This is a genomic window from Aeromonas sp. Marseille-Q7275, assembly GCF_965119515.1.
In genome coordinates, this window is the sequence record NZ_CBCPLW010000013.1 from 111,047 (window position 1) to 134,994 (window position 23,948).

Genomic DNA, 23,948 nt, shown 5'->3' on the forward strand with positions numbered 1-23,948 from the left:
CCGGGTGGGAGGCGGATCCCGTTTTGGTGTCGGTAAAAGCCCTAGAGCAGGGCGACCAGCACTGTCGCGACGGCGCCCGTCAGCAGCAGGGCGATGCCACGGCCGGCCGTGCCGTGCAGCTTGTTCCACATCAGCAAACTGGTGAGGGCCAGCAGCAGCATGGCCAGCGCCGCGAGATCGCCGACCAGTTGCCAGGCCAGGCCGGTGCCCATGCCGCGATGCAGCCGGTTGAGGCTGGCGGCGACGTTGGCCTGCTGCAGCTCGATCTGCACCAGCAGGGTACCCTCCACATAACTGGCGGCCAGGCTCTGGCGGAGGGTGACGCCGCGCAGCCCCCAGCGCGCCGGCAGGGTGAGGGGGCCTGTGGGGGTGGGCAGGGTCCGGGCCGGGTGATGCTGATCCGCCCCTCCTCCAAGCCCTCGGGGTAACGCTGTTGCAGCAGGGCTTTCAGTGCGTCAGGGCTCGCCAGCGGCGTGGCCAGCGTTATCTCCTCGCTCGACTTTTCGGTGTGGGGGCCGGGCAGGGGCAGCACGGCCCTGTGCTGGAGCCAGAGGCCGGTCAGGCCGTAGAGCAGCATCAGGGTGAGGGTGGCAAAGCCCGCCCAGGCGTGGATGCGGCGCACCCACTTGTTGTTGTGAAGGGGGAGTCTCTTGGGTTTCATCATGGTGGCGCGTCATAAAAAACTGGCCAGCAGAGGCTGGCCAGTTTGGCTGTGGGCAGGAGGATCAGAAGCGGTAGGCGGCGGTGAGATTCAGCTGACGGGGGCTGCCCGGCATGATCTGGGCCGCGCTGGTGGCGCTGACGAAGTAGTCGTGGTCGGTCAGGTTCTCCACGCTGAGCTGGGCATCCCAGTGCTGCCAGCGGTAGCCGGCGCGGGCGTCATAGCGGGCGTAGCCCGGCAGCACAGTGGTGTTGGCGTTGTCGGCGAAGCGATCCCCCACCGCCGTCACCCCGGTTTCCCCATACCAGCCCTGCTTGCCGCTCTGGTAGCCGGCGAACAGCTGGCCGTTCTCGCGGGAGACGTTCATCGGCCGCTTGCCCTGCAGATCCGCATCCGCCTTGACCAGCTCCGCATCCTGGATGGCGATGCCGCCGTGCAGGTAGAAGGTGTCGGTGAGCTGGGCGCGGGCGCTCAGCTCTATGCCGTCGGTGCGCTGCAGGCCGGTGAGGAGCACCTTGGTGGGATCCTGCGGATCCTTGCTGCGCTTGTTGTACATCTCCAGCCGGTAGATTGAGAGGGTGGTGGCCAGGCGGCCGTTCAGCCAGTCGCTCTTCACGCCCCCCTCGTAGAGCCGGGTGTGCTGGGGATCCAGATTGTTGTTCTTGTCTCCCGGGGTGATGCCGATCAGCTCTCCACCCACAGGAGTGAAGGTCTTGCTGTAGGAGGTGTAGAAGGCGTGCTCCTCGATGGGGTTCCACACCAGGCCCAGACGGGGGCTCAGGCTGGTGACCGAGAGGGTCTCCTCCTTGTCGAGGTCGTTGCGGCGGCTGGTGACGGTGAACGCGTCCCGGCGCAGGCCGCCGAGCAGGTGCCAGTCCCCCAGGCTGAGCTGATCCTGCACATAGAGGCCGTAGCCGCGCACCCTGTGTCTGGCGTCGCTGGAGAGCTTCATGGCACCGTTGTAGCTGGGCAGTGAACCCGGATCGTACAGGTTGCCCGGGGGGATAGCGGTGGCGTTCTGATAGAGCTTGGGGGTGCGCTCCTGCCAGCTCTGCTCCAGGCCCACCAGCAGGCGATGCTCGACGGGACCGGTCTGCAGCTGGCCTTCCGCTTCCGTGTTGCTGGTCAGGTTGTTGGCCTTGAGATCCTGCTGCCAGCGGGCGCGGTTCACCTGGTCGCCCTTGACGCTGGTGACATAGGTATTGTCGAACTGGCTGTCGAGGCTGGTGTAGCCGAGCTGCTGGCGCAGTTGCCACTGCCCGTTCAGATCCCAGGTGAGCTGGGATCGGGTGGACTGGGCCACGTCATCGATGAAGTCGCGGCTGGTGTCGCTGTAGACGCTCTCGATGGGGACATCGGCCGGGCGACCGTTGACGCCGGGGATGCCGCGATCCGGGGTGCGATCGCTGCCGTTGCGCTCGTACTGCACCAGCCAGTTCAGCTTGTCGGTGATCTCCCAGTTGGCGGACGGGGCCAGCAGGGTGCGCTTGCTGGTCACGCCGTCGCGAAAACTCTCCTTGTCCTCCTGGGCCAGGTTGAGGCGCAGCTGCACCCGCTCGCCTGCCTCGGCATTGAGATCCGCGGCGAGGCGCTGGCTGTCGAAGCTGCCGACCCGGGCGGTGACGCTGGAGGCCTGGCCCCGTTGCGGCTTCTTGCTGACCCGGTTGACTATGCCCCCCGTGCTGCCACGGCCGTAGAGCACGGCGGCCGGCCCCTTGAGCACCTCGACTCGCTCTATGTTGCCAAGGTCGCGGGTGTACTGCATGTCGTCCCGCAGACCGTCGAGGTAGAAGTCGTTGCTGGCGTTGAAGCCGCGGATGTTGACGCCGTCGAAGCGGGTGTCGCCGCTGGCGTTGACCCCGGGGATGCCGCTCAGGGCCTCGCTCAGGGTCGGTTGGCCGTAGGCGGTCAGCTCGCTGGCGGAGACGCTCTCTATGGTCTGGGGCACCAGCTTGGCCGGGGTGCTGGTGCGGGTGGCGGTGGCCACCTCTTCGTGCTGGCTGCGTTTGCCGACCACAGTGAGGGTCTCGTCTTCGGCCTGGGCGCTGGCGCAAAGGGACAGCAAGGCGACGCCCAGCAGGGCGCGCGGGGGGTTGGGGTTATGCATCTGCGTGTGACTCTTCTAATCGACCTGTTGGCCTGAACTTATTGATTTATTAGTAATTATTAAAATTCTCCCGATGCGGGAGGGCGCTAATGATATTTATTTTCATTTGGCTGGCAAGGCAAAGATGCAAAAAGCCCACACCTACGACCAGTTTTGCGGTCAGTTGAGGCTCATTGCCCTGATGCAACGTATCGGATGAGTCTTGGTTGTGGCAAAGGGCTGGTTTACCATCCGGGTTCGGTGGCGCCGATGCCGCCCCAGGGAAACAGGAAACGGAACATGGAAGAGATCATCAGGGCAGACCTTCATAACCGGCAGCACGGCGAGGCGCTGGTCTATCTGCTCAACGAATACGCGAAAGACGAGATGGGCGGGGGCTGCCCCCTCGCCGATGAAGTGAAGGCCAATCTGGCGCAGGCCCTGGCGGCGAGAAGTGGTGCCCATGTGTTGCTGGCCTGGGTCGATGGGCAGCCGGCCGGGGTAGCCACCTGCTTCGAGGGCTTCTCGACCTTCGCCTGCCGGCCCCTGCTCAACCTCCACGACCTTGCGGTGCACCCGGATCATCGCGGGCGCGGCCTCGGCAAACGGCTGCTGGCACAGGTGGAGCGGCTCGCCCGGGAGCTCGACTGCTGCAAGCTGACCCTGGAGGTGCTGGAGGGCAACCGGGTGGCCCAGGCCGCCTACCTGGCCAGCGGTTTCGAGGGATATGAGCTGAACCCGCAAGTGGGCCGGGCCCTGTTCTGGCAGAAGAAGCTCTAGCCTCTGTGGCTCAGCCCCCAGGCGGGAGGGGAGAATGAAAAACGGCGCGCAGGGGGATCTGCGCGCCGTTTTGTCTGGGGCCGGAGTTAGAAGTCGTAACGGGCCGCCAGCTGGAAGTCATCCTTGGTGTTCAGCTTGCCGCTGTCATTGCTGTCCAGGTTGTTGATGCGGTACTCGCCGATGACCCTCAGGTTCTTGTTGAACTTGTACTGGGCACCCAGGGTGTAGTAGTCGATGGAGTCGTAGTCGCTCTTGCCGCTCTGCTCCACCTTCTGCTTGTTCCACAGGGCCATCAGGCCGAAGCCGCTCTCGAAGTTGTAACCCAGGGCCCCTTCCCAGCCGGTGTGATCCTTGCCGGTGGCCAGGAAGTCGCTGCCGTCTGCGTAGCTCAGGGCGGCATAGACGGCCTTGTTGTCGTACTTGGCGGAGAGCAGCCACAGCTTGGCATCCTCTTCACCGCTCTTGTCGCGGATACCCACGTTGTAGGCGGTACCCAGGGCCAGGTTGAACGGGAAGGTGTAGGCCAGGGCGGCACCGTAGGCGGCATCGCTGTCCTTGCTGGTGGTCTCTTCGGTGTCACCGCCGTCGAACTTGTAGCTGGTATCGACCTGGAAGCCGTTGAACAGGCCGGAGTATTTCAGCACAGAGCCGGCACGGTTGGTGGCGAAGGTGTCGGTCTTGGCGCCCAGGGCGTCGTTGCCGTAGCCGTCGGAGAGGGAGACGTCGGTCCAGTCGGCCAGCAGGCCGGGGGCGCCCTTCTGGCGACCGAAGGTGACATTGCCCCAGTCGGCACCCACCCCGGCGAAGGCCAGGCGGGTACGCATGTTGTCGGAGTTCTCGCTGACGGTCTTCTCGCTGTCATTGACGTAGATCTGCAATTCGTACTGGGCCAGGGCCTTGAGACCCGGGTTGATCTCGCTCTCTACCTTGGCGCCCAGGCGGACGAACTGGTTGGCACCCTGCTTGTCGCTGTATTCGTTCTTGATGTCGCCATTGGCATCCAGCTCCTTCTTCTCGCCGAAGAACTGGCCGGCGTAGATGCGGCCATAGAGATCGAGCAGAGTGGAGTCATTTTTATAGACTTCGACGGCTTGAGCCTGGAAGGCGGCGGTGAGAGCCAATGCTACTACTGTCAGCTTTTTCATCATGATCCCTTGTGTTGCAAGCTTCTGTTTTAAAAGACGGGGCCATGCTAGAAGTGACAGATGACAGCGGGGTGACCGGGGTGTGAACAAGCCGTGGCGGTTTCATGTCAGCGGGATGAAAACCGGGATTTATGTGGCTGGTCGCCACTTTTGCGCGCAAAGGTTTGCCCTTGTGGTAGAATGCCGCCCGTTTTCGAGCTCCTAAGGTTGGATATGCGATGAGACGTGAACTGGCAATCGAATTTTCCCGAGTGACGGAAGCGGCTGCACTGGCTGGCTACAAGTGGCTCGGACGTGGTGACAAGAATATCGCCGATGGCGCGGCCGTTGCGGCCATGCGTCACATCCTCAATCAGATCCAGATCGATGGCGAGATTGTGATAGGCGAGGGGGAGATCGACGAAGCCCCCATGCTCTACATCGGCGAGAAGGTGGGCACGGGTCAGGGCGACGCCGTGGACATCGCGGTCGACCCCATAGAGGGCACCCGCATGACCGCCATGGGGCAGTCCAATGCCCTGGCCGTGCTGGCCGTCGGCGACAAGGGCTCCTTCCTCAAGGCCCCCGACATGTACATGGAGAAGCTGATTGTGGGCCCGGGTGCCAAGGGCGCCATCGATCTCGATCAGGCCCTGGAGCTGAACCTCAAGGCCGTCGCCAAGGCGCTCGGCAAGCCCCTCTCCCGCCTGACCGTCATCACCCTGGCCAAGCCGCGTCATGACAAGGCGATCAAGGAGATGCAGGGGCTGGGGGTGCGGGTGTTCGCCATCCCCGACGGGGACGTGGCCGCCTCCATCCTCACCTGTCTGCCGGACAGCGAAGTGGACATGCTGTATGGCATCGGTGGTGCTCCGGAAGGGGTGATCTCGGCGGCGGTGATCCGCGCCCTGGACGGCGACATGCAGGCGCGCCTGGTGCCCCGTCACCAAGTCAAGGGGGACAGCCCCGAGGTGCGTGCCCTGGGCGAGCAGGAGATTGCCCGTTGCCAGGAGCTCGGCATCGATGTGAGCAAGGTGCTCAAGCTGGAAGATCTGGCCAAGAATGACAACGTCATCTTCTCGGCCACCGGCATCACCAAGGGTGATCTGCTGGAAGGCATCACCAGCAACGGCGTCATGGCGACCACCGAGACCCTGCTGATCCGCGGCAAGTCACGCACCATCCGCCGCATCAAGTCGATTCACTTCCTGGACCGCAAAGACAGCGTGGTGCGCGACATCATCCTGTAAGCGGGAAGATGGCTGTGGCGGCAAGTCCCGTCCCCTCATGCCGCCGCATCAAGTCGATCCACTTCCTGGATCGCAAGGACAGCGTGGTGCGCGACATCATTCTCTGATGGGAGTGGGTTGAACCTGCTGCAAGATGAAAAGCCCGACCGCTGCTGCCGTCGGGCTTTTTGTTGCCCTGCGTCCGGGTCTGGACTATTTAGCGGGACAGGGCGGATAAGGCTAAGGGGAATCGGGGCCCTTTGATAGACTGCTTCGCCATGCACAGGAATGCATCATATGGAATGTCGTCAAGGTTGCGGTGCCTGCTGCACAGCCCCCAGTATCAGCAGTGCCATCCCCGGCATGCCGGAGGGCAAGCCGGCCGGCGTTCCCTGTGTTCAGCTCGATCAGTGGCTGGGCTGCAAGATCTTCGGCCAGCCCGAGCGTCCTGCGGTGTGCAGCAGCTTTCGGCCCATGCAGGACGTGTGCGGCTCTCACCGCCAGGAGGCCGTCTGGCTTATCGGCGAGCTGGAGCGGCTGACTGCCTGAGGCGAGGTTGTGGCTCGTCCGATGATGTGGCGATGTCCGCAACGACGTTACCTTGTCCGATTACGCCGCTGCGCGGCTAATCGAACCTACATGGCCAATCAAGCCTCCACATCCAGCCGTTCTCGTAGGTTCGAATAGCGAAGCGTATTCGAACGATCGCGAAACGTGGAGAAACCCGGAATAGAAAAAGGCCGCAATTGCGGCCTTTTTTTTGTCTCCCGTGACGGGGAAGGTCAGACGTCGGCCAGTTGCAGGGCCTGACGATAGTACTCGTTGGCCTTGTTGGTGAGACGGCGCTTGTCCATCACCTGTCCGAGGGCATGGTAGAGGGCGGCATCGGGCCGCTTCGCCACTTCCTGCTCCAGCAGGTGCTGGGCCTCGTCCAGCTGGCCGGCCAGCAGGTAGACTCGCGCCAGTGCCGCCTCGGCGCCCGGTTGATCCTGGATCTTCTTGAGCAGGGTCAGCATGGGCTGATAGTCATCCAGCCTGAGCTTGGGCAGGCGGGCGAACAGCTCGGGGGAGGGATCCTTGCGCAGGGCCTCCAGCCAGAGGTCGGCCGCCTCGCTGTCGGCGCCGAGCCGGCGCAGACGATCCCCGTAGCTGGCCAGCAGTGCGGGGTCCTGACGCAGCTTGCGGGGCAGCGCCTGCCACACCGGGCGCAGTGTCTCGAGGGCGCCGCTGGCGGCCTCGAGACGGCCAATCCAGGCCTGGTGCAGCAGCGCCTCTTCCTGCTGGGCGGTCAACTTGCCCACCTTGCGCAGGGCCGGGGCGAGATCGATGAGGGCCGCCCAGTCTTCCCGGGCCAGATAGACCTGGCGCAACTGATCCAGCACCATGGGGTGGCGCGGGTGCAGGGCGTAGACGGACTCGAGCCGACCGAGGGCACTGTCGTACTGGCCCTGCTCTATCTGCAGCTGGGTCTGGATCAGGGTCAATGCCAGCTCCGCCTTGGGGTTCTCCTCCTGCGCCTTTTGCAGGTAGTGATCCCGGCGCACGTCATCGCCTCTGGCCTGGGCCACCTTGGCGGCACTCAGGTAGTTGAGCAGCGGGGTGTCGCTGTTGTCGGCCCCCTTGATCAGCAGCTTCTCGGCCTGGTTGTAGTGCCCCTCGGCCATGGCCAGGGTGGCATTCACCGTTTGCAGGTTCGCCTTGCGGCGACGGCGGGAGCCGAACCAGCCCTGGGTCTTGCGGCGCAGGCCGAAGACCCGGCCCAGCACCCACTCGACGATGAGCAGGGCACCGTAGAAGAGTACCGCCAGGATCACGGCGCTGGTGACCGAAGACTCCACCGTGTAGTTGCCGAGCGAGATGAGCACATAGCCCTTGTTGCCGGACGCTTCGGGGCCGAAGATCAGGCCCGCGACCATCACGGCCACCACGACGATCAGACGAATCATGGTCTCCTCCTCAGTTGCCGGCCAGGATGCGTTGCAGGCGCTCGGTCAGCACCTGTTCCAGCATGGCCTGGGTCTTGAACTGATCCGGGTAGTCAAACTGGATCTGCTCGTCTTTGAGCTTGTCGAGCTCGGACTGCATGTACTGGGTTGCGCTGTTGTCGGTATCGAAGTACTGGGTCAGCCAGCGCTGGGCCTTCTCCAGGCTGTCGGTATAGAGCGCCTGCTGCTCGCGATAGACGGCGAGCTGGGCCTGCAACAGCTTGGTCTTGAGGTTCTCCCGCAGGAAGATCTCCTGCTGCGGTGAGAGCAGGGCCTCCACGGCCCCGTCGCGGCGACGTATGGTGATGAAGTTCTCGGTGAACTTGACCCAGTTCTTCTTGAGATTGCTCTCCCACTCGTCCGGATTGGTACTGACCGCCTGATCCGGCTCGGCCTTGGCTTGTGGCATGCTCACGGTGGAGAGGGGCAGCAGCTCTATCTGGTCCGACAGCGCGGCCAGCTTCAGGGTCAAGCCTTCGCGATCGACCCGCGGCATCCCCTTGAGCTTGGTTATGTCTTCCGCCAGCGCCTTGCGAATGGGCATCAGGCTGGGGTCGTTGAGCGCCTTGATCCGCTCGTCGGCGTTGCCGAGCAATGTGATGGCGGAGACGATGTCGTGTTCCAGCCACAGCTTGCGGCCCGCCATGCGTACCAGGTATTCGGATTCGGCCAGCATCCAGTCGTTGGGGCGCTTGTCGTCGAGATCCAGCACCTTGTGCTGCAGGGCGTCCAGCGCCTCCTGCTGCTGTTGCTGGCTCTTGCCGAGGGCGCTGAACTGTTCGGCATCCTTGCTGTTGTTCTGATCCAGCCTGCCCATGGCCTCGGCCAGCTGCAGCTTGAGGGCGCCGAGTTCGGCCTGCTGGGCGACGGCATTCTGGTGGCCGTGCAGATAGAGGCCGCCGGTCAGCCCCAGGGCCAGCAGGATGGCAACGCCACCGAGGACGACGCCGGCGCCGCCCTTCTTGTTGCCGACGGCCTTGTGCTCGGGCTTGTTGTTGTCGGCCCCGGGGGCCGCAGCACTCGGCTGGACTTCTTGCTGTTCAGTCATTCCATCTTCCTCAGTTCCAGGGCGGCCACCAGAGCCTGGTTGGATGCACCTTGGGCAATCACGATACGGGTAAAACCAGCTCCCTCGGCCATCTCGGCCACCCGGGGACTGGGCACCACCAGCAGGCGGTCATAAAGCCAGGGTCGCTGCGGGCCGGGCACCAGGGCCAGCAACCGCTGCAAGAGTTCACCACTGGTGATGAGCAGGCTGTCGAGGCCGGCTGCCTGCCAGTGGCGGGTCAATGCGTCCCCGTCGAGCTCGGGGTAGTGGCGCTCGTAGGTGGCACAATAGTGCACCAGTGCGCCGCGTGAGGCCAGTGTCCGGGCGATGAGATCCCGCCCGTCGTTGCCGCGCAGGATCAGCACCCGCTTGCCGCTCACCCCTTGCAGGGGCGGCAGGGCCAGCAGGCCTTCACTGCGGGGATCGGTCGGGCAGAGGGCCTGGACACCCACCTCGCTGAAGGCATCCGCGCTCGCCTGACCGACCGCAAAGTAGTCAATATGTGGCCAGGTCAGACCAGTTTGCAACAGAAAATGATGAGCAAATTTAACGGCATGGGCGCTGACGGCGATGATGATGTCCGTTTGGGGCAGCTGTTCGGGCAGGCGGGGGAGTTCACTGCCCGGCCGGGTTTCCAGCAGCGGGCAGCACAGTGGTGCATGGCCCTGCTGGCGCAGCAACTGCACCAGCAGGGTGGCCTGGGCGGCCGGGCGCACCACCAGCGGGACCATCAGGCGGCGCTCCGGGCACATGACCATGAACCGGTCCGCGCTGCACTCATGCCCGGTAGACCTCGGCCAGAATGGCGTCGGCGCCGGCGGCCAGCAGACGCTGGGCCAGGGCGTGGCCCAGTGCCTCGCCGTCCGCCAGCGGACCGCGGATCTCGTCCCAGATCACCCGGGTGCCATCCGGGCTGCCCACCAGGCCGCGCAGCCAGACCTCGTCCCCCTGCACCAGGGCATAGGCACCGATAGGCACCTGACAGCCCCCTTGCAGGGCGCGGTTCATGGCGCGCTCGGTCAGCACCCGGATGCGGGTTTCGGCGTGTTCCAGCGGTGCTAGCAGGGCGTGCAGCTCGACATCGTCCTGGCGGCATTCGATGCCGACCGCTCCCTGGCCGTTGGCGGGCAGGCTCTGCTCCGGCTCGAGGAAGGCGGTGATGCGATGGGCCATCTCCAGCCGTTTCAGGCCGGCGGCGGCGAGTATGATGGCGTCGTACTCACCAGCATCCAGCTTGGCGAGGCGGGTGTTGACGTTGCCACGCAGGTCGCGGATCACCAGATCCGGGCGGGCGGCCCGCAGCTGGCACTGGCGGCGCAGGCTGGAGGTGCCGACCACGGCCCCCTGGGGCAGCTCGTCTATCTGCTTGAAACGGTTGGAGACGAAGGCATCGCGCGGGTCTTCGCGCTCGCAGATGGTGTGCAGGCCGAGCCCCTCGGGGAACTCCACCGGCACGTCCTTCATGGAGTGGACGGCGATGTCGGCCCGCCCTTCCAGCATGGCAGTCTCCAGCTCCTTGACGAAGAGCCCCTTGCCGCCGACCTTGGCCAGCGGCGTATCCAGGATCTTGTCACCCTGGGTGCTCATGGGGACCAGTTCGACTCGCAGATCGGGATAGAGGGCTTCCAGCCGATCTTTTACAAAGTTGGCCTGCCACAGGGCCAGTGGGCTCTTGCGAGTGGCAATTCTCAGGATTCGGGCTGCCATATCAATCAGTTGTTTCATCTTTAGTGAGGAAAACGATCTTACCACCCTTTGCATGGGCTTTCATGGCGCAGCCGGCAAAAGCGGGGCCAAGCTCAAAAAGGGTCGCTGAAATTAATTTTCATTCGCTCATTATATGATGGCAACTAATTGAAAATATTATTTTTTATTGCTTTCCATTGACACCGTTACGGGGCGTGCCAGAAATAATCCGGTGATTGTGTGCGGGCTTGTTTACCACTGCTGTTTGCATTGTTAACATGATCACACTTTTTTGACGTCTCCCCGTTTTGGTGCGTCATTTCTCTTCCCCATAGGTAGGGCATTGCTGGTAAAACTCGACACGCTGGTGGCGCGCTACGACGAGCTGAATCGTCTCAAGACGCAACGAGCGTTGGATCTCATGAGTCGCTATGGGCAGCAGGTCTTCCAACTGCTGCCTGTCATGCTGCACTTCAATCATCCCCTTCTGCCCGGTTATGTGGCAGGGGACGTGCCTCATGGTATCTGGAGTTTCGTCGCCAACGAGGCCCAGCAGGCCTTCATCCAGGATCTGTGCCAGAACGCCAACTGTCAGGGCGGCCTCAGCACCCACGACAAGTCGATCCAGGGCCTCTACTCCATGGGCAGCACCTCCTCCATCGGTCAGTGCTGCCACTCGGATCTCGATATCTGGGTCTGTCACGTGGCCGGCTTGTCCCAGGAACGCCTCGCCCTGCTGGAGCAGAAGTGCCAGCACCTCTCCCTGTGGGCCGAGCAGCGCGGGGTCGATCTCAACTTCTTCCTGATCCCCGAAGACAAGTTCCGCCAGCGCAACGATGCCCAGATGCAGGGGGAGAGCTGCGGCAGCGCCCAGCACCTGTTGCTGCTCGACGAGTTCTATCGCAGTGCCATGCACATCGCGGGCAAGCGGCTGCTCTGGTATCTGGTGCCGGCAGAATACGACGACCACTACGACGACTACGTCAACGGCCTGTTCGCCCACGGCAAGTTGAGCCAGGATGACTGGCTCGATCTCGGGGGCTTCGACCGCATCCCCGCCGAGGAGTACTTCGGCTCAGCCCTGTGGCAGCTCTACAAGGGCATAGATTCCCCCTACAAGGCGGTGCTCAAGTCGGTGCTGATGGAGGCCTACTCCCACGAGTATCCCAACACCCGGCTGCTGTCGGTAACCAGCCGCGACTGGTTCCAGCACAACGAGGGGATGCACTACCGGCTCGACAACTACTGCCTGATGCTGGACAAGGTGACCAACTACCTGAAATCCATCGGCGACATGCAGCGCCTGGATCTGGTGCGCCGCTGCTTCTATCTCAAGGTGTGCGACGGTCTGAGCCATCCGAAGGAGGATCACTCCCCGGACTGGCGCCGGGAGCAGATGGCCCAGCTGGTGGCCTACTGGGGCTGGAGCCCGGAGCGGCTGCATCACCTGGATCATCGCCAGGAGTGGAAGGTCGAGGACGTCAAGGTGGCCTACGCCGAGTTGCTGGAGGCCCTGATGCAGAGCTACCGCAACCTCATCCAGTTCGCCCGGCGCAACAACATCAGCGAGTCCATCAACCCGGAAGACATCGGCATACTGTCGCGCAAGCTCTATGCCGCCTTCGAGAGCCTGCCGGGCAAGGTGCAGCGCATCAACCTCAAGATAGCGCCGGATCTCGGCGAACCGGATCTCAGCCTGGTACAGGTGCCCCACGGCCGCCTGAATCGCGCCGGCTGGTATCTCTACAAGCACTCCCTCGAGCCCGCCGACATCATAGGTCGGGCGCCGCTCGAATATAACGGCTACATCAGCAAGCTGGTGGCCTGGGCCTACTTCAACGGCCTGCTGACGCCCCAGTCCAGGGTGCACCTGTTCAATCAGGGCTCGGATCTGCACATCGACAACCTGCACCAGTTCTGCCGCGATCTCTCGGGGACCTTCCCGGTCAAGTACCCTCGCGCCACCAACCTGGCCCTGAGCCGCCCCTGCGAGATCCATCAGCTCTCCATCTTCTTGAACCTGGAGACGGATCCGTCCAGTCACTGGGTGGGCCAGGTGATCGAGTTCGACGCCAATGCCGCGGACGTCTTCTCCTTTGGCCGCAACCAGGAGTGTCTGGTGGGATCCGTGGATCTCGTCTATCGCAACTCCTGGAGCGAGATCCGCACCCTGCACTTCCAGGGGGAGGAGGCGGTGGTGGATGCCCTCACCACCATACTCGGCAAGATGCACCAGGATGCCGCCGCCCCCGAGAAGATAGAGGTGTTCTGTTACAGCCAGCACTTCCGCTCCCTGGTGCGCGCCCGCTTCCAGCAGCTGGTGGCCGAGTGCATCGAGCTGCGTCTGGCCCGGGACAAGCAACAGCTGGTCAAGACGCTGGCGCTGGGGAAAGAGAAGTACGGCATCTTCTTCGAGCGGCGCGGGGTCTCGGTCAAGAAGCTGGAAAACGCCATCGACTTCTACCGCCACATCTCCCACAACAAGCTGGATCACCTGCCGCTGCGCCTCGACAAGACCCACAGCCAGCACCTGCCCGGCATAGTCGACGCCTACGCCAGCGAAGGGCTGGTGCAGTTCTTCTTCGATACCCGGGATGCGGGCACCAATATCTATATCCTGGACGAGGCGAACCGGGTGGAGATCTACCAGCACTTCGCCGGCAACAAGGACGAGCTGGTGCAGGGGGTGAACCGTTTCTACACCTCGGGCCACGAGCGATTCAGCAATGCGGGCCAGTTCAGCAACTTCAACCTGCCCCAGTATTATGAGATCGTGCAGATGGGTGACAAGCTGGAGGTGATCCCCTACCGCAGCCAGAGCCCGCAGCGGGACAACCCGGGGGCGGCCCGGGAAGTCGGGTGAGGGAAGCGGGATGATGTGCCGGTCTAGCGCCGGAAGGGATGAAAACAAACGGCCTGCATGATGCAGGCCGTTGTCCTATCTGTGGTGCTGCATCAGGGGTCGAGGCGCGCCAGCAACCAGCGACGGATGTCGGCGAGCTGGGGCCGGCAGATCTCGTGGCGCATGGGGTATTCGTGCCACTCGAGGCTGAGGCCCGCAGCTTCCAGCCGGTTCTTGGCATCCCAGCCCATGGAGAGGCTCACCACGTCGTCATAGATGCCGTGCATGTAGCAGATGGGCAGGGCGCGGGCGGCCTCGCTCATCTCCTCGACCAGTTGCTCGGGCGCCGCCAGATAGGTGGACATGCAGAGCAGGCCCGCCAGTGGCACCGGATGGCGCAGGGCGGTGAAGGAGGCGATGACGCCCCCCTGGGAGAAGCCGGCCAGCACTATGTTGCCCGGGGCGAAGCCCTCGGCTACCAGCCGATCCAGCAGGGCGGCGATACGATCGGCGGACTCGCGCACATGGGACTCCACGGCGCGATCCGCCGGATCCTCGAAGCTCTTGATGTCGTACCAGCCGCGCATCTTGTAGCCCATGTTGATGGTGATGGGCCGCTCGGGGGCATCGGGCAGCAGGTGGCGGACCGGCAGGGTGGCGGGCAGCGCCAGGGCATCCACTAGGGGCGCGAGCCCGGCGCCGGAATCCCCCAGCCCGTGCAGCCAGATCACCGCGTGACGGGCGCCCTGAGGATGCAGATCCATCATGGAGGGCTCAGCCATCATGGGAACCGGACGGGCTCGCCCGCCTGGATGGTGCAGGCCCGGGTCAGCAGGGCCTTGAGCTCGTCGCCGAAGCGGTTGTCGATCCAGCTGTCACCGCGCAGCTCGAAGTGGAAGCCGTTCTCCCGGGTGGCCACCCAGATCTGGTGCAGGGGCTCCTGCTTGTTGATGATGACCTTGGTCTTGTTCTCGAAGCTCAAGGTCAGCACACCGCCGGCCCGCTCGCAGTCGATATCCGGATACCCCTCGTCGATAACGTCTTCCACATACTGGAAAAAGGCGTCGGTCAGGGCGTGATACTCGTGATCCTTCATCGGTTTATCCTGTTGCTTTTAACAATGTGAGTGCGATTATAGAGGGCCAAAAATTTTTTCGCAGCGAACCATTATGATTACCCAGTTCACCAAGTGCCTGTTTGCCGCGTCGCTGTCGTTCGGGCTGGCCGCCTGCGGCCTGACGGGGCCGCTCTACATGCCACCGGCCGAGCAACCCGTCTCCACTGAGCAAGCACCGGCACAGCCCAAGACAGAGAGTACACCGCAAGCCGCCTCGCCTGCGACCGCCAAACCGGCCTCCGAGGCCGCGCCGCAATAATCTAGGAAGGAACCGCCCCCTTGGATCACTTTAACTACGACGCCGACGGCCAGCTTCAGGCCGAGCAGCTTCCCCTGCAACAGCTCGCCGACCAGTACGGCACTCCGCTCTATGTCTACTCCCGCGCCACCCTGGAGCGCCACTGGCACGCCTTCGACCAGGCGGCTGGCGACATTCCCCACCTGATCTGCTACGCGGTCAAGGCCAACTCCAACCTGGCCCTGCTCAATCTGCTGGCACGCCTGGGCTCGGGCTTTGACATCGTCTCCGGCGGCGAGCTGTCCCGGGTGCTGGCGGCGGGCGGTGATCCGGCCAAGGTGGTCTTCTCCGGCGTCGCCAAGAGCGAAGCCGAGATGCGCCTTGCGCTGGAAAAAGAGATCCTCTGCTTCAACCTGGAGTCGGAAGCCGAGCTGGAGCGCCTGAACCGGGTCGCTGGCAGCATGGGCAAGAAGGCGCGGGTCTCGGTGCGGGTCAACCCGGACATAGACGCCGGCACCCACCCCTATATCTCCACCGGCCTCAAGCAGAACAAGTTCGGCATCCCCATCGAGCAGGCGCCCGCCATCTACCGCAAGGCGGCGGCCATGGCCCATATCGAGATCAAGGGGGTGGATTGCCATATCGGCTCCCAGCTCACCGAGCTCAATCCCTTTATGGAGGCGGCGGACAAGCTGCTGAAGCTCATCGACGAGCTGGCGGCGGAAGGCATCCACATCCATCACCTGGACGTGGGCGGCGGTCTCGGGGTCAACTATGGCGCCGAGCAGCCGCCGCACCCCACCGAGTATGCCGAGGCGCTCAAGCAGAAGCTGGCGGGCCGGGATCTGACCCTGCTGTTCGAGCCGGGCCGTGCCATCGTCGCCAATGCCGGCGTGCTGCTGACCCGGGTCGAGTTCCTGAAGCCCGGCGAGACCCGCAACTTCGCGTTGATCGACGCCGGCATGAACGATCTGCTGCGCCCCTCCCTCTACGGCGCCTGGATGAACATCATCGAGGTGGACAGCCGCACGACCCACGAGAAAGCGCTGTATGACGTGGTCGGCCCGGTGTGCGAGACCGGTGACTTCCTCGGCAAGGAGCGTACCCTGGCGATTGCCGAGGGCTCATTGCTGGCGGTGCGTTCCGCCGGGGCCTACGGCTTCACCATGTCGTCCAACTACAACACCCGTCCCCGTGCGGCCGAGGTGCTGGTGGACGGTGACCAGGCCCATCTCATCCGTGAGCGGGAGCAACTGGCCGACCTCTGGCGTGGCGAGCATCTGCTGCCGTGATGGATGGATTTTCAGCGTTCCTCCATGTGAGAGCGTGATTAACGGTGAGACAGGAACGCGCGATGTTGATTGAATTTTCCAAGATGCACGGCCTCGGGAACGACTTCATGGTGGTGGACGGCGTCACCCAGAAGGTGTTCTTCAGCAACGACGTCATCAAGAAGCTGGCGGATCGCCACTTCGGCATCGGCTTCGATCAGCTGCTGCTGGTGGAGCCGCCCTATGATCCCGAGCTCGACTTCCATTACCGCATCTTCAATGCCGATGGCAGCGAGGTGGAGCAGTGCGGCAACGGTGCCCGCTGTTTCGCCCGCTTCGTGCGCCTCAAGGGGCTGGTCAACCGGGATCGCATCGCGGTCAGCACGGCCCGTGGCCGCATCACCCTGCAACTGGAGGGGGAGAACCAGGTCACGGTCAACATGGGGGTGCCCCAGTTCGAGCCGGGCAAGATCCCGTTTCGCGCCCAGAAGGCGGAGAAGACCTACCTGCTGCGGGCACAGGATCACACCGTGATGTGCGGTGCCGTCTCCATGGGCAATCCCCACTGCGTCATCGAGGTGCCCTCGGTGGCCGATGCCCCGGTGGAGACCCTGGGCCCCATCATGGAGCGCCACGAGCGTTTCCCCGAGCGGGTCAACGTCGGCTTCATGGAGATGGTCAGCGCCAGCGAGATCAAGCTGCGGGTGTTCGAGCGCGGGGTGGGGGAGACGCTCGCCTGCGGCACCGGCGCCTGCGCCGCCGTGGTGATCGGCATCAGCCAGGGCAAGCTCAGGGAGCGGGTCACCGTCACCCTGCCGGGGGGCAAGCTGACCATCGCCTGGAAGGGGCCGGGTCAGCCGGTCTACATGACAGGTCCGGCCGAGCATGTCTTTGATGGCCAGATAGAGCTGTAAGCCAGTGAGCGGGCCAGCCGAGCATATGACGGGCCCGGCCGAGCATGTCTTTGATGGTCAGATAGAGCTGTAAGCCAGTGAGCGGGCCCGCCGAGCATATGACGGGCCCGGCCGAGCATGTCTTTGATGGCCAGATAGAGCTGTAAGCCAGTGAGCGGGCCAGCCGAGCATATGACGGGCACGGCCGAGCACGTGTTCTACGGCCAGATAGAGTTATAGGCATCGAGCGGGGACCTCCTCCGCGCAGCCACACGGTAATGTCGGGGCCCTGTGCCCCTTTTTCGGATGGATCAACCAAGTTATGAGCGAACTCAAACGGCAGGAATCACTGATGGACGAAGCCACAGTGCTGGAGTACCTGGCCCGTTACCCCGAGTTTTTCCAGCGCCACGGGGCCATGCTGGACAGGATCCGCATTCCCCATGAGCACAAGGGCACCATCTCCCTGGTGGAGCGCCAGCTCGACAGGCAGCGCGAGCGCATCGAGCAGCTGGAGCAGGAGATCACCGAACTGATGGGGATCGCCAGCGAGAACGAGCGGATCTTCCGGGTCTATGCGGATCTCTATGGCGAGCTGTATGGCTGCCAGACCCTGTTCGAGCTGAGCGCCGTGATGGGCAAGGCCTTCGTACAGCGGCTGCGGCTGACCGGCCTGCGCCTCTGGCTCAGCCCGAAGAAATTCCAGCTGAGCGGCCCGGAGCAGCGTTTCCTGGCGGACGGCAAGCAGCTCGACCAGTTGCTGGGCCAGCGACTGCCCGGGACGGATTACTACTTCGGGCGGCTCAACCAGAGCGAGAAGCAGGCGCTGTTTGGCAGCGACGTGCTGGTCAACTCCGTGGCCCTGATGCGGCTCGGGGATCTCGGCGTGCTGGCCTTCGCGAGCTCGGATCCCAGCCACTTCACCCCCCACAACGACACCCTGCTGCTGGGTCAGCTGGGGCGTCTGCTGCAACTGCGTCTACCCGACTGGTTCGTGGCTAAGGCACCCCTTCCGCCACCGACCCCCTGCCTCCCGCCCTGGCGGGGAGCTCACCGCCTTTATCGAATACCTGAGAGTCGAGCGCCAGCTCAGCCCTCATACCCGCAGCAACTATCAGGCCCATCTGGAGGCCATGGCCGCCGAGCTGGTCAGGCTGGGGGTCGATGACTGGGCCCGGCTCGAGGCGAGCCAGGTGCGCAGTCTGGTGACCCGGATGCACAAGGCCGGCCTGGCCCCCCGATCCCTCGCCACCAAGGTCTCTGCCCTGCGCAGCTTCTGCGACTGGCAGGTGCGCCAGGGGCGGCTCCCTGCCAACCCGGCCCGCGGCATAGTGACCCCCAAGCAGGGGCGGCCGCTGCCCAAGAACCTCGACGTGGACGAGATGTACCAGCTGCTCAACATCACCGACGAGCAGGATCCGCTGGCGGTGCGGGATCGCGCCATCATGGAGCTGATGTACTCCTCCGGCCTGCGCCTCGCCGAGCTGGTGGGGCTCAACCTGGCGGACGTGAAGCTCGACGAGCGCCAGCTCAGGGTCACCGGCAAGGGGTCGCGGGAGCGGGTGCTGCCCATGGGCAGGATGGCGGTGGAGTGGCTGCACAAGTGGCTCAAGGTGCGGCCAGCGCTGGCGGGGGACGAGGGGGAGGCATTGTTCGTCTCGAAACGCCGGCAGCGGCTGTCGGCCCGCTCGGTACAGGAGCGGCTCGACGGCTGGGGCAACAAGCAGGCCCTCAATGCCCACGTCCATCCCCACAAGCTGCGCCACAGCTTCGCTACCCACATGCTGGAGTCCTCCGGGGATCTGCGGGCGGTGCAGGAGCTGCTGGGCCACGCCGATCTCTCCACCACCCAGATCTATACCCACCTCGACTTCCAGCATCTGGCCAAGGTGTATGACAGTGCCCACCCCAGGGCCAAGCGGGAGCCCGACACCCCGGAAGATGAGTGAACTTGATTGATGGTGGCCTGATATCAAGGGGGTCAGGGGAGTGACGGCGCCCCCTCGCCAGAGCCAGGCGGGATCCTGCCACCCCGGAAGATGAGTGACAGCAAGGAGCCGGGGGCTCCTGTTGATGACGCAGAGGAGAATGCATGCATTTTTACCGTCGCTGGCAGCCGGTGGCCGCCATCTCGTTCGATCTTGACGACACCCTCTATGACAACGGCCCCGCCATAGCGCGGGCCGAGCAGTGGATGCTGAGGCATCTGCGCAGCGAATACCTGGCCACCGCCATGCTGGACAAGCCGCGCTGGCTCGAACTCAAGCGCAACCTGCTGCTGGCCCGGCCCGAGCTGAGCCAGGACGTCAGCCTGGCGCGCCAGCACGGCATCCGCGAGGCCATGGTGCAGGGGGGCATGGCCGCCTCCCTGGCCGAGCAGGAGGCAGCGCGGGTGTTCGCCGCCTTTCTCGCCGAGCGCTCGAAGATAGAGGTGAGCGAGGCGACTCACGCCCTGCTGGCCCGTCTGGCGGCGCGCTACCCCCTGGTTGTGATCACCAACGGCAACCTGGATCTGGAGCAGGCGGGTCTGGCTGGCTACTTCACCCTGGTCTGCAAGGCGGGGGCGGGGGCCAGGATGAAGCCGGCGCCCGATATGTTCGTGCAGGTGCAAGAGGCCCTCGGGCTCGCCCCCGGCCAGATCCTCCACGTGGGGGATCATCCCGAGACGGACGTGCTGGGGGCCAGGTTGCACGGCTTTCGGGCCGCCTGGCTCAACGAGCGCCAGCTGCCCTGGCAGTCGCTGCGGTTGCTGCCGGATGTGGAGCTCGCCACTCTCGACGAGCTGGCCGGGCTGCTGCTCTGAGCCCTCTTGAGGGGCAGAGAAAAGGTGCACAGGCGAGGCCATTTATTTATTCTTGGCGCGGACTGACAAGGGAGTGCTGGGCGTGAGTGGAATGAAGAGTGTCATCTGGTTGGCCATCCCCATGGTGCTGGCGGGTTGCGATCTGTTTCGCGACCACTACCGGATGGAGTTTCGGGATGGATCCTGGCGGGATATCGCCATTTCGCCTTTCTCGGAGCAGGCCCGCTGGCGCGAGGGGTGCGCCACCGGCGAGATACTGGTGGACATGACCCTGCCCCTGAAGCGGGGCAAGGTGGTCGATGGCCGCGAACAGCTGCTGATCGGCGGCGAGCTGTTCGAGCTGGAAGAGGCCCGGCTCTATCGCGGCAACGGCATGGTGCTGGGGCAGGCCCCTGACCATGTCCAGCGAGGCCTCAAGGGGCTGGATGTCTGCCGTACCCTGCGCCCCGACCGCGGTGCCCTGCCCAAGCTGAAGGGCAAGGGTTTCGGCGACTAGCCCGCTCGCTGCCGATACTGGCGACAGGCGTCGCCGAAGGCGCGAAACAGCTTGATGGAGTGGGGGTTCTCTTTCGCCTTCCACTCCGGGTGCCACTACACCGCCAGCAGGAAGGGGGCGGGAGCGTGGCATGAATAGCCTCGATCAAGCCACCCTCGACATGGGCCAGCGGCGCTGGATGTCTGCCGTATCCTGGGCCCGGATCGCGGTGCCTTGCCCAAGCTGAAAGGCAAGGGGTTCGGCGACTAGCCCTCCCGCTGACGATACTGGCGGCAGGCGTCGCCGAAGGCGCGAAACAGCTTGATGGAGTGGGAGTTCTCTTTCGCCTTCCACTCCGGGTGCCACTGCACAGCCAGCAGGAAGGGGGAGAGGGTGGGGGCGTGGATCGCCTCGATCAAGCCATCCTCGGCATGGGCAAGCGGTGCCAGCCCCTCCCCAAGGCGCCTGATCCCCTGGCCATGCAGGGAGTTGACCGGGATCTGCACCTCCCCCATCAGGTCGGCAAACCAGCTGCCGGGCACCAGGCTCACCTGGTGGCTGTGGCCATACTGCTCCTCCACGGGATCGTCCGCATCCTCCCTGTGATCCGCATAGCCGGGCTCGCAATAGACCTTCTGATGAATGTCCCCGCCCAGGGCCACGTTGATCTCCTGCATGCCGCGGCAGATGCCGAGCAGGGGCAGTCCCCGATCGAGGGCGGCACGCACCAGTGCTATGTCGAACAGATCCCTGTCCCTGTCCTGTGCCTTCTCCGGGGTCAGGTTCTCCTGGCCGTAGAGGGCGGGATCTATGTTGGATCCCGCCCCGCTCAGGTAGACCCCATCGGCGAGATCCAGATACTGCTCCAGATCAGCGGTCCCGCAGCAGGTGGGGACCAGCAGGGGCACGCAGCCGCTGATCTCCACCAGGGGGGTGATGTATTTGTGGGTCATTACCTGGTAGGCGTGGCCGCTGCGGGCCTGGGCCCCCATGGTCATCAGCACGACGGGTTTGGAACGGGAACTGGGGTTGGGCATAGGTCACCTTGGCTATCCTTGGCGGTCTCATCCTGCGCCTTGGGAAGGCCCTTGCCGCGTCACTCTCGCAAGGGCATGCCTCAAGGCATGGTCATGGGATCAGGGTCGTGCCGCAGTGCCAGAATCGTCGGTCAGCCTGGGCGATGACAGCCTGGATCCCGATCCCAGTCTGCCAAGGCCGTTCAATATGTCAAACGAAATGATGCCAAAATGTTAATTTCGATAATGTCTGAGCCAGCTTGAGTCCCTTCATCAGGGGCTTTAGCCGCAGTTGGCGGGCGTTTAGGGGAAAGTCGTGGTGGATATATTAAACATTTGGTCCTGATGGCCGGATAGCAGAAGGGGCCCGCAGGCCCCTCGTCGATTCAGGCATTGAGGATGAACTGCTCTATCACCCTGGCCACGCCGTCCTCGTCGTTGCGGGCCGTGGTGTGCTGCGCCAGCGCCTTGATCTCGTCGGTGGCGTTGCCCATGGCGACCCCGAGTCCGGCATATTCGATCATGTGGCGGTCGTTGCCCGCGTCACCCACCGCGATCACCCGGGAGGCGTCCAGACCCAGGTGCTCCGCCAGGGCGGCCACGCCGGTTCCCTTGTTGCTTCGCTTGTTCATGAACTCGAGGAAGTAGGGGGAGCTGCGCACCACTGTGTAGCGCTCATAGAGCTCGGCGGGCAGCTGGGCGATGGCGCGGGAGAGCTGGGGCTCTGGGTCTATCATCATCACCTTCATGATCTGCTCGTCGGCGGGCAGGGTGGCGAAGTCCACCAGGTTGATCGGCATCTTGATCAGCCGTGACTCGTGCTCCGTGTAGGTGCTGACCCTGGGGCTGATGAGGCCCTGGCGGACGGAGAAGCCGTGGACGTTGACCCCCAGCTCGGAGGCCAGATGGGCGATGGCGCTGGCATCGCTGCCGGTCAGCAGCTGGCTGCGCAGTATGCGTTGATCCGCGACCTGTTGCACCAGGGCGCCGTTGTAGCAGATGACGTAGTCATCCTGGCCGGTGAGGCCGAGCTCGGCCAGATAGGGGGTCATGCCTTCCAGCGGGCGGCCGGAGGTCAGCACCACGGTGACGCCCTGGTCGCGGGCGGCCGCGATGGCGGCATGGGTGCGGGGGGTTATTTGACCTTGCGGGTTCAGCAGGGTGCCATCCATATCCAATGCGATCAGCTTGTACATCTTCTCACTACCTGAGTCTGGCCGGCCCGCCCTATGGGGCCAAGGGGAGGCCGAGTGTAGCGAAAATCGCCGCCGGGATCACGCCGCCATCGTCGCAGAGGAGCCATGGCGCCTCTCAGCGCTGGCCCTGATAGGGGGTCAGCTGCAGCTGATCTTCCCGGATGGCGAAGTGGATGGGGCCGTGCTCTATGTCGACCCTGTTGTGGTGATGGGCCATCTCCACCTCGACGCCGGGGAAGAGGCGCTGGGTGGCGATGATGTCCATGTTGGCCATCAGGGCCTGCAGCTCGCGCTGTGCCTCGGCAAGCTGCTCGTCGAGGGACTTGCTCTCGTCCAGCTGCCGGGTGCGCAGCGCCTTGATCTTCTGCAGGGTCTCGGGATTGCGCTTGTCGCCGGGCTGTTGCAGCAGCCGCAGGATGAGATCCTGCAGCTTGTCGAGCTGCTCCCGGCAGGCCTGCTTGCGTTGACGCAGGGCCTGCTCTCGCTCCTTGTGGCTGAAGTAGCCGCCGAGGATCTGCAGCCGGGTCCGGTTCGCCGCCGAGGTGCCGAGCACGGGGGCCATGATGAGGCGGTTGGCGATGTTGATGCCGCCGATGAGGTGGCCCTTGCGCATGGCGCTGTCCCCGACCCTGAGGTCCTGGCCGCTGCGGCAATAGCTGTGGCTGAGCTGGCTCTGGATATGAATGTCGCCATCGGCCTCCAGCCTGGCGTACTGGGCATAGCTGGCGTGGATCTCGCCCCCGGCGTTGAGGTGGCAGAGGTACTGCTCCCCCTCCAGCTTGCGCCCTATGATGCCGTTGCGCACCGTGATGGTGCCGCCGGATTCGATATAGCCCCCCTCGACGAAGCCCCCTATCACCACGTCGCCGCTGGTCTTGATCCGCATGCCGGGCATGACGTCCCCGGTGACCAGCAGGGAGCCCTCGAACATGACATGGCCGTGGCGGATGTCGACCTGCTTGACGCTCAGCACCTCGTCCACCCTCATGCCGGCCCGCTCCTGGCAAGGCAGCCCGGCGCGGGTCGCCAGCAGCAGATCCGGATCCTCGGGGGAGAAGCAGGTGCCTTCTCCCGCCGTCATGGCGCTCTCCTTGCCGTGGCGGGCGGGCAGGGTCTGGCCCGTCACTGTGAAGCCGTCTATGCCCTGGGTGGCGGGGTGGCGCCGCATCAGGGGGGCGCCCGCCTTGACGGTGAGCAGGGTGCCGAGATCGCGCATGTCCACCTTGCCGTGGTCCACCTCCTGAGGCCTCAGGATCCGCTCCGCCGCCGTCTCCACCAGCCGCTCCAGGCGGGTATCCAGGCCGTGTCTGGCGGCCTTGCCCAGGGCGATGACGGGGGTGAGGCGAGTGCCGGGAGCCGCCTCGCCGGCGGCCTTGATGGCGGCGGCGAGCAGCCGCTCGCTCACCCCCTGCTTGATCGGGCTCGCCGCCACCGCCTCCTGCAACTGCGCCAGGGTCAGGGGGCTGCCGCCCCAGTCGGCGGTGATCTGGGCGCTGGC

20 protein-coding genes and 4 pseudogenes are annotated in these 23,948 nt (G+C 64.4%); 11 read left to right on the forward strand and 13 right to left on the reverse strand.

Annotated features, from left to right (window positions below; all coding sequences use genetic code 11):
* Positions 1-41: 41 nt before the first annotated feature.
* A pseudogene (locus ACWPWQ_RS13720) lies at positions 42-661 on the reverse strand (PepSY-associated TM helix domain-containing protein).
* 64 nt (positions 662-725) lie between these two features.
* Positions 726-2,768: a TonB-dependent receptor gene (locus tag ACWPWQ_RS13725; protein ID WP_454010042.1), complete on the reverse strand. Its 2,043-nt coding sequence runs from the start codon at positions 2,766-2,768 to the stop codon at positions 726-728.
* Positions 2,769-3,047: 279 nt separating this feature from the next.
* Here ACWPWQ_RS13725 and ACWPWQ_RS13730 point away from each other — a divergent pair, with 279 nt between their 5' ends.
* On the forward strand, positions 3,048-3,527 hold the full coding sequence (locus tag ACWPWQ_RS13730; protein ID WP_454010043.1) for an N-acetyltransferase family protein: 480 nt from the start codon (positions 3,048-3,050) through the stop codon (positions 3,525-3,527).
* Between the two features lie 86 nt (positions 3,528-3,613).
* Here ACWPWQ_RS13730 and ACWPWQ_RS13735 read toward each other — a convergent pair whose 3' ends face one another.
* The gene (locus ACWPWQ_RS13735; RefSeq protein ID WP_139435509.1) at positions 3,614-4,672 is read right to left on the reverse strand and encodes a porin; all 1,059 of its coding nucleotides are present in this window, start codon (positions 4,670-4,672) and stop codon (positions 3,614-3,616) included.
* 218 nt (positions 4,673-4,890) lie between these two features.
* On the opposite strand from ACWPWQ_RS13735, the gene glpX reads away from it, so the two are divergent.
* A complete protein-coding gene (gene glpX, locus ACWPWQ_RS13740) occupies positions 4,891-5,901 on the forward strand; it encodes a class II fructose-bisphosphatase (protein WP_041206766.1) in 1,011 nt (336 codons plus the stop codon).
* Positions 5,902-6,177: 276 nt separating this feature from the next.
* The gene (locus ACWPWQ_RS13745; RefSeq protein ID WP_247627369.1) at positions 6,178-6,429 is read left to right on the forward strand and encodes a YkgJ family cysteine cluster protein; all 252 of its coding nucleotides are present in this window, start codon (positions 6,178-6,180) and stop codon (positions 6,427-6,429) included.
* A gap of 233 nt (positions 6,430-6,662) precedes the next feature.
* On the opposite strand, the gene ACWPWQ_RS13750 is transcribed toward ACWPWQ_RS13745, so the two are convergent.
* From ACWPWQ_RS13750 to hemC, 4 genes are read right to left on the reverse strand one after another with little or no spacing between them, the layout of a single operon-like run.
* Complete coding sequence (locus ACWPWQ_RS13750) at positions 6,663-7,826, reverse strand: heme biosynthesis HemY N-terminal domain-containing protein (RefSeq protein ID WP_139435507.1); 1,164 nt, start codon at positions 7,824-7,826, stop codon at positions 6,663-6,665.
* Between the two features lie 10 nt (positions 7,827-7,836).
* The gene (locus tag ACWPWQ_RS13755) at positions 7,837-8,913 is read right to left on the reverse strand and encodes a uroporphyrinogen-III C-methyltransferase (RefSeq protein ID WP_454010044.1); all 1,077 of its coding nucleotides are present in this window, start codon (positions 8,911-8,913) and stop codon (positions 7,837-7,839) included.
* On the reverse strand, positions 8,910-9,644 hold the full coding sequence (locus ACWPWQ_RS13760; protein ID WP_342058974.1) for a uroporphyrinogen-III synthase: 735 nt from the start codon (positions 9,642-9,644) through the stop codon (positions 8,910-8,912). Before ACWPWQ_RS13760 ends, ACWPWQ_RS13755 begins: the two co-directional genes overlap by 4 nt.
* Positions 9,645-9,690: 46 nt before the next feature.
* On the reverse strand, positions 9,691-10,620 hold the full coding sequence (hemC, locus tag ACWPWQ_RS13765; protein ID WP_454010045.1) for a hydroxymethylbilane synthase: 930 nt from the start codon (positions 10,618-10,620) through the stop codon (positions 9,691-9,693).
* 322 nt (positions 10,621-10,942) lie between these two features.
* Between hemC and ACWPWQ_RS13770 the strand changes: the two genes are divergently transcribed.
* Complete coding sequence (locus tag ACWPWQ_RS13770) at positions 10,943-13,462, forward strand: class I adenylate cyclase (RefSeq protein ID WP_139435501.1); 2,520 nt, start codon at positions 10,943-10,945, stop codon at positions 13,460-13,462.
* Positions 13,463-13,554: 92 nt separating this feature from the next.
* Here the strand turns inward: ACWPWQ_RS13770 and ACWPWQ_RS13775 are convergent, their stop codons facing one another.
* Positions 13,555-14,208, reverse strand: coding sequence for an alpha/beta hydrolase (locus tag ACWPWQ_RS13775; protein WP_342058925.1), 654 nt, complete (start codon positions 14,206-14,208; stop codon positions 13,555-13,557).
* 14 nt (positions 14,209-14,222) lie between these two features.
* A complete protein-coding gene (gene cyaY / locus ACWPWQ_RS13780) occupies positions 14,223-14,537 on the reverse strand; it encodes an iron donor protein CyaY (RefSeq protein WP_408805077.1) in 315 nt (104 codons plus the stop codon).
* A gap of 73 nt (positions 14,538-14,610) precedes the next feature.
* Between cyaY and lptM the strand changes: the two genes are divergently transcribed.
* From lptM to ACWPWQ_RS13815, 7 genes and pseudogenes are all read left to right on the forward strand, one after another.
* Positions 14,611-14,817: an LPS translocon maturation chaperone LptM gene (lptM, locus tag ACWPWQ_RS13785; protein ID WP_265437424.1), complete on the forward strand. Its 207-nt coding sequence runs from the start codon at positions 14,611-14,613 to the stop codon at positions 14,815-14,817.
* Positions 14,818-14,837: 20 nt separating this feature from the next.
* The gene (lysA, locus tag ACWPWQ_RS13790) at positions 14,838-16,088 is read left to right on the forward strand and encodes a diaminopimelate decarboxylase (protein WP_042649014.1); all 1,251 of its coding nucleotides are present in this window, start codon (positions 14,838-14,840) and stop codon (positions 16,086-16,088) included.
* A gap of 62 nt (positions 16,089-16,150) precedes the next feature.
* Positions 16,151-16,981 (forward strand): diaminopimelate epimerase, encoded by an 831-nt coding sequence (dapF, locus tag ACWPWQ_RS13795; RefSeq protein WP_025325502.1) that lies wholly within the window; start codon positions 16,151-16,153, stop codon positions 16,979-16,981.
* 301 nt (positions 16,982-17,282) lie between these two features.
* Positions 17,283-17,948 (forward strand): annotated as a pseudogene (locus tag ACWPWQ_RS13800) (DUF484 family protein); the annotation flags it as partial.
* A 38-nt stretch (positions 17,949-17,986) separates the two neighbouring features.
* Positions 17,987-18,909 (forward strand): annotated as a pseudogene (xerC, locus tag ACWPWQ_RS13805) (tyrosine recombinase XerC).
* Between the two features lie 143 nt (positions 18,910-19,052).
* Positions 19,053-19,763: an HAD-IA family hydrolase gene (locus ACWPWQ_RS13810; protein WP_454010046.1), complete on the forward strand. Its 711-nt coding sequence runs from the start codon at positions 19,053-19,055 to the stop codon at positions 19,761-19,763.
* A gap of 91 nt (positions 19,764-19,854) precedes the next feature.
* Complete coding sequence (locus ACWPWQ_RS13815; RefSeq protein ID WP_454010050.1) at positions 19,855-20,259, forward strand: hypothetical protein; 405 nt, start codon at positions 19,855-19,857, stop codon at positions 20,257-20,259.
* Here the strand turns inward: ACWPWQ_RS13815 and ACWPWQ_RS13820 are convergent.
* From ACWPWQ_RS13820 to ACWPWQ_RS13835, 4 genes and pseudogenes are all read right to left on the reverse strand, one after another.
* Positions 20,256-20,431 (reverse strand): annotated as a pseudogene (locus ACWPWQ_RS13820) (gamma-glutamyl-gamma-aminobutyrate hydrolase family protein); the annotation flags it as partial. The gene ACWPWQ_RS13815 and the pseudogene ACWPWQ_RS13820 overlap by 4 nt on opposite strands.
* Positions 20,432-20,504: 73 nt before the next feature.
* Complete coding sequence (locus tag ACWPWQ_RS13825; protein WP_454010047.1) at positions 20,505-21,275, reverse strand: gamma-glutamyl-gamma-aminobutyrate hydrolase family protein; 771 nt, start codon at positions 21,273-21,275, stop codon at positions 20,505-20,507.
* A gap of 365 nt (positions 21,276-21,640) precedes the next feature.
* A complete protein-coding gene (gene yidA, locus ACWPWQ_RS13830) occupies positions 21,641-22,450 on the reverse strand; it encodes a sugar-phosphatase (RefSeq protein WP_202047718.1) in 810 nt (269 codons plus the stop codon).
* A 115-nt stretch (positions 22,451-22,565) separates the two neighbouring features.
* Positions 22,566-23,948: FapA family protein (locus ACWPWQ_RS13835; protein ID WP_454010048.1), on the reverse strand; the 1,383-nt coding region annotated here is incomplete at its 5' end.

Excerpts from the sequence above, each read along its gene's own strand:
- ACWPWQ_RS13815 (WP_454010050.1), top strand. The coding sequence starts at position 19,855 with ATGAAGAGTGTCATCTGGTTGGCCATCCCCATGGTGCTGGCGGGTTGC.
- ACWPWQ_RS13750 (WP_139435507.1), bottom strand. The coding sequence starts at position 7,826 with ATGATTCGTCTGATCGTCGTGGTGGCCGTGATGGTCGCGGGCCTGATC.
- ACWPWQ_RS13775 (WP_342058925.1), bottom strand. The coding sequence starts at position 14,208 with ATGATGGATCTGCATCCTCAGGGCGCCCGTCACGCGGTGATCTGGCTG.
- ACWPWQ_RS13735 (WP_139435509.1), bottom strand. The coding sequence starts at position 4,672 with ATGAAAAAGCTGACAGTAGTAGCATTGGCTCTCACCGCCGCCTTCCAG.
- dapF (WP_025325502.1), top strand. The coding sequence starts at position 16,151 with ATGTTGATTGAATTTTCCAAGATGCACGGCCTCGGGAACGACTTCATG.
- hemC (WP_454010045.1), bottom strand. The coding sequence starts at position 10,620 with ATGGCAGCCCGAATCCTGAGAATTGCCACTCGCAAGAGCCCACTGGCC.
- ACWPWQ_RS13810 (WP_454010046.1), top strand. The coding sequence starts at position 19,053 with ATGCATTTTTACCGTCGCTGGCAGCCGGTGGCCGCCATCTCGTTCGAT.
- glpX (WP_041206766.1), top strand. The coding sequence starts at position 4,891 with ATGAGACGTGAACTGGCAATCGAATTTTCCCGAGTGACGGAAGCGGCT.
- yidA (WP_202047718.1), bottom strand. The coding sequence starts at position 22,450 with ATGTACAAGCTGATCGCATTGGATATGGATGGCACCCTGCTGAACCCG.
- ACWPWQ_RS13760 (WP_342058974.1), bottom strand. The coding sequence starts at position 9,644 with ATGGTCCCGCTGGTGGTGCGCCCGGCCGCCCAGGCCACCCTGCTGGTG.
- ACWPWQ_RS13725 (WP_454010042.1), bottom strand. The coding sequence starts at position 2,768 with ATGCATAACCCCAACCCCCCGCGCGCCCTGCTGGGCGTCGCCTTGCTG.
- ACWPWQ_RS13755 (WP_454010044.1), bottom strand. The coding sequence starts at position 8,913 with ATGACTGAACAGCAAGAAGTCCAGCCGAGTGCTGCGGCCCCCGGGGCC.
- cyaY (WP_408805077.1), bottom strand. The coding sequence starts at position 14,537 with ATGAAGGATCACGAGTATCACGCCCTGACCGACGCCTTTTTCCAGTAT.
- lptM (WP_265437424.1), top strand. The coding sequence starts at position 14,611 with ATGATTACCCAGTTCACCAAGTGCCTGTTTGCCGCGTCGCTGTCGTTC.
- ACWPWQ_RS13745 (WP_247627369.1), top strand. The coding sequence starts at position 6,178 with ATGGAATGTCGTCAAGGTTGCGGTGCCTGCTGCACAGCCCCCAGTATC.
- ACWPWQ_RS13825 (WP_454010047.1), bottom strand. The coding sequence starts at position 21,275 with ATGCCCAACCCCAGTTCCCGTTCCAAACCCGTCGTGCTGATGACCATG.
- ACWPWQ_RS13730 (WP_454010043.1), top strand. The coding sequence starts at position 3,048 with ATGGAAGAGATCATCAGGGCAGACCTTCATAACCGGCAGCACGGCGAG.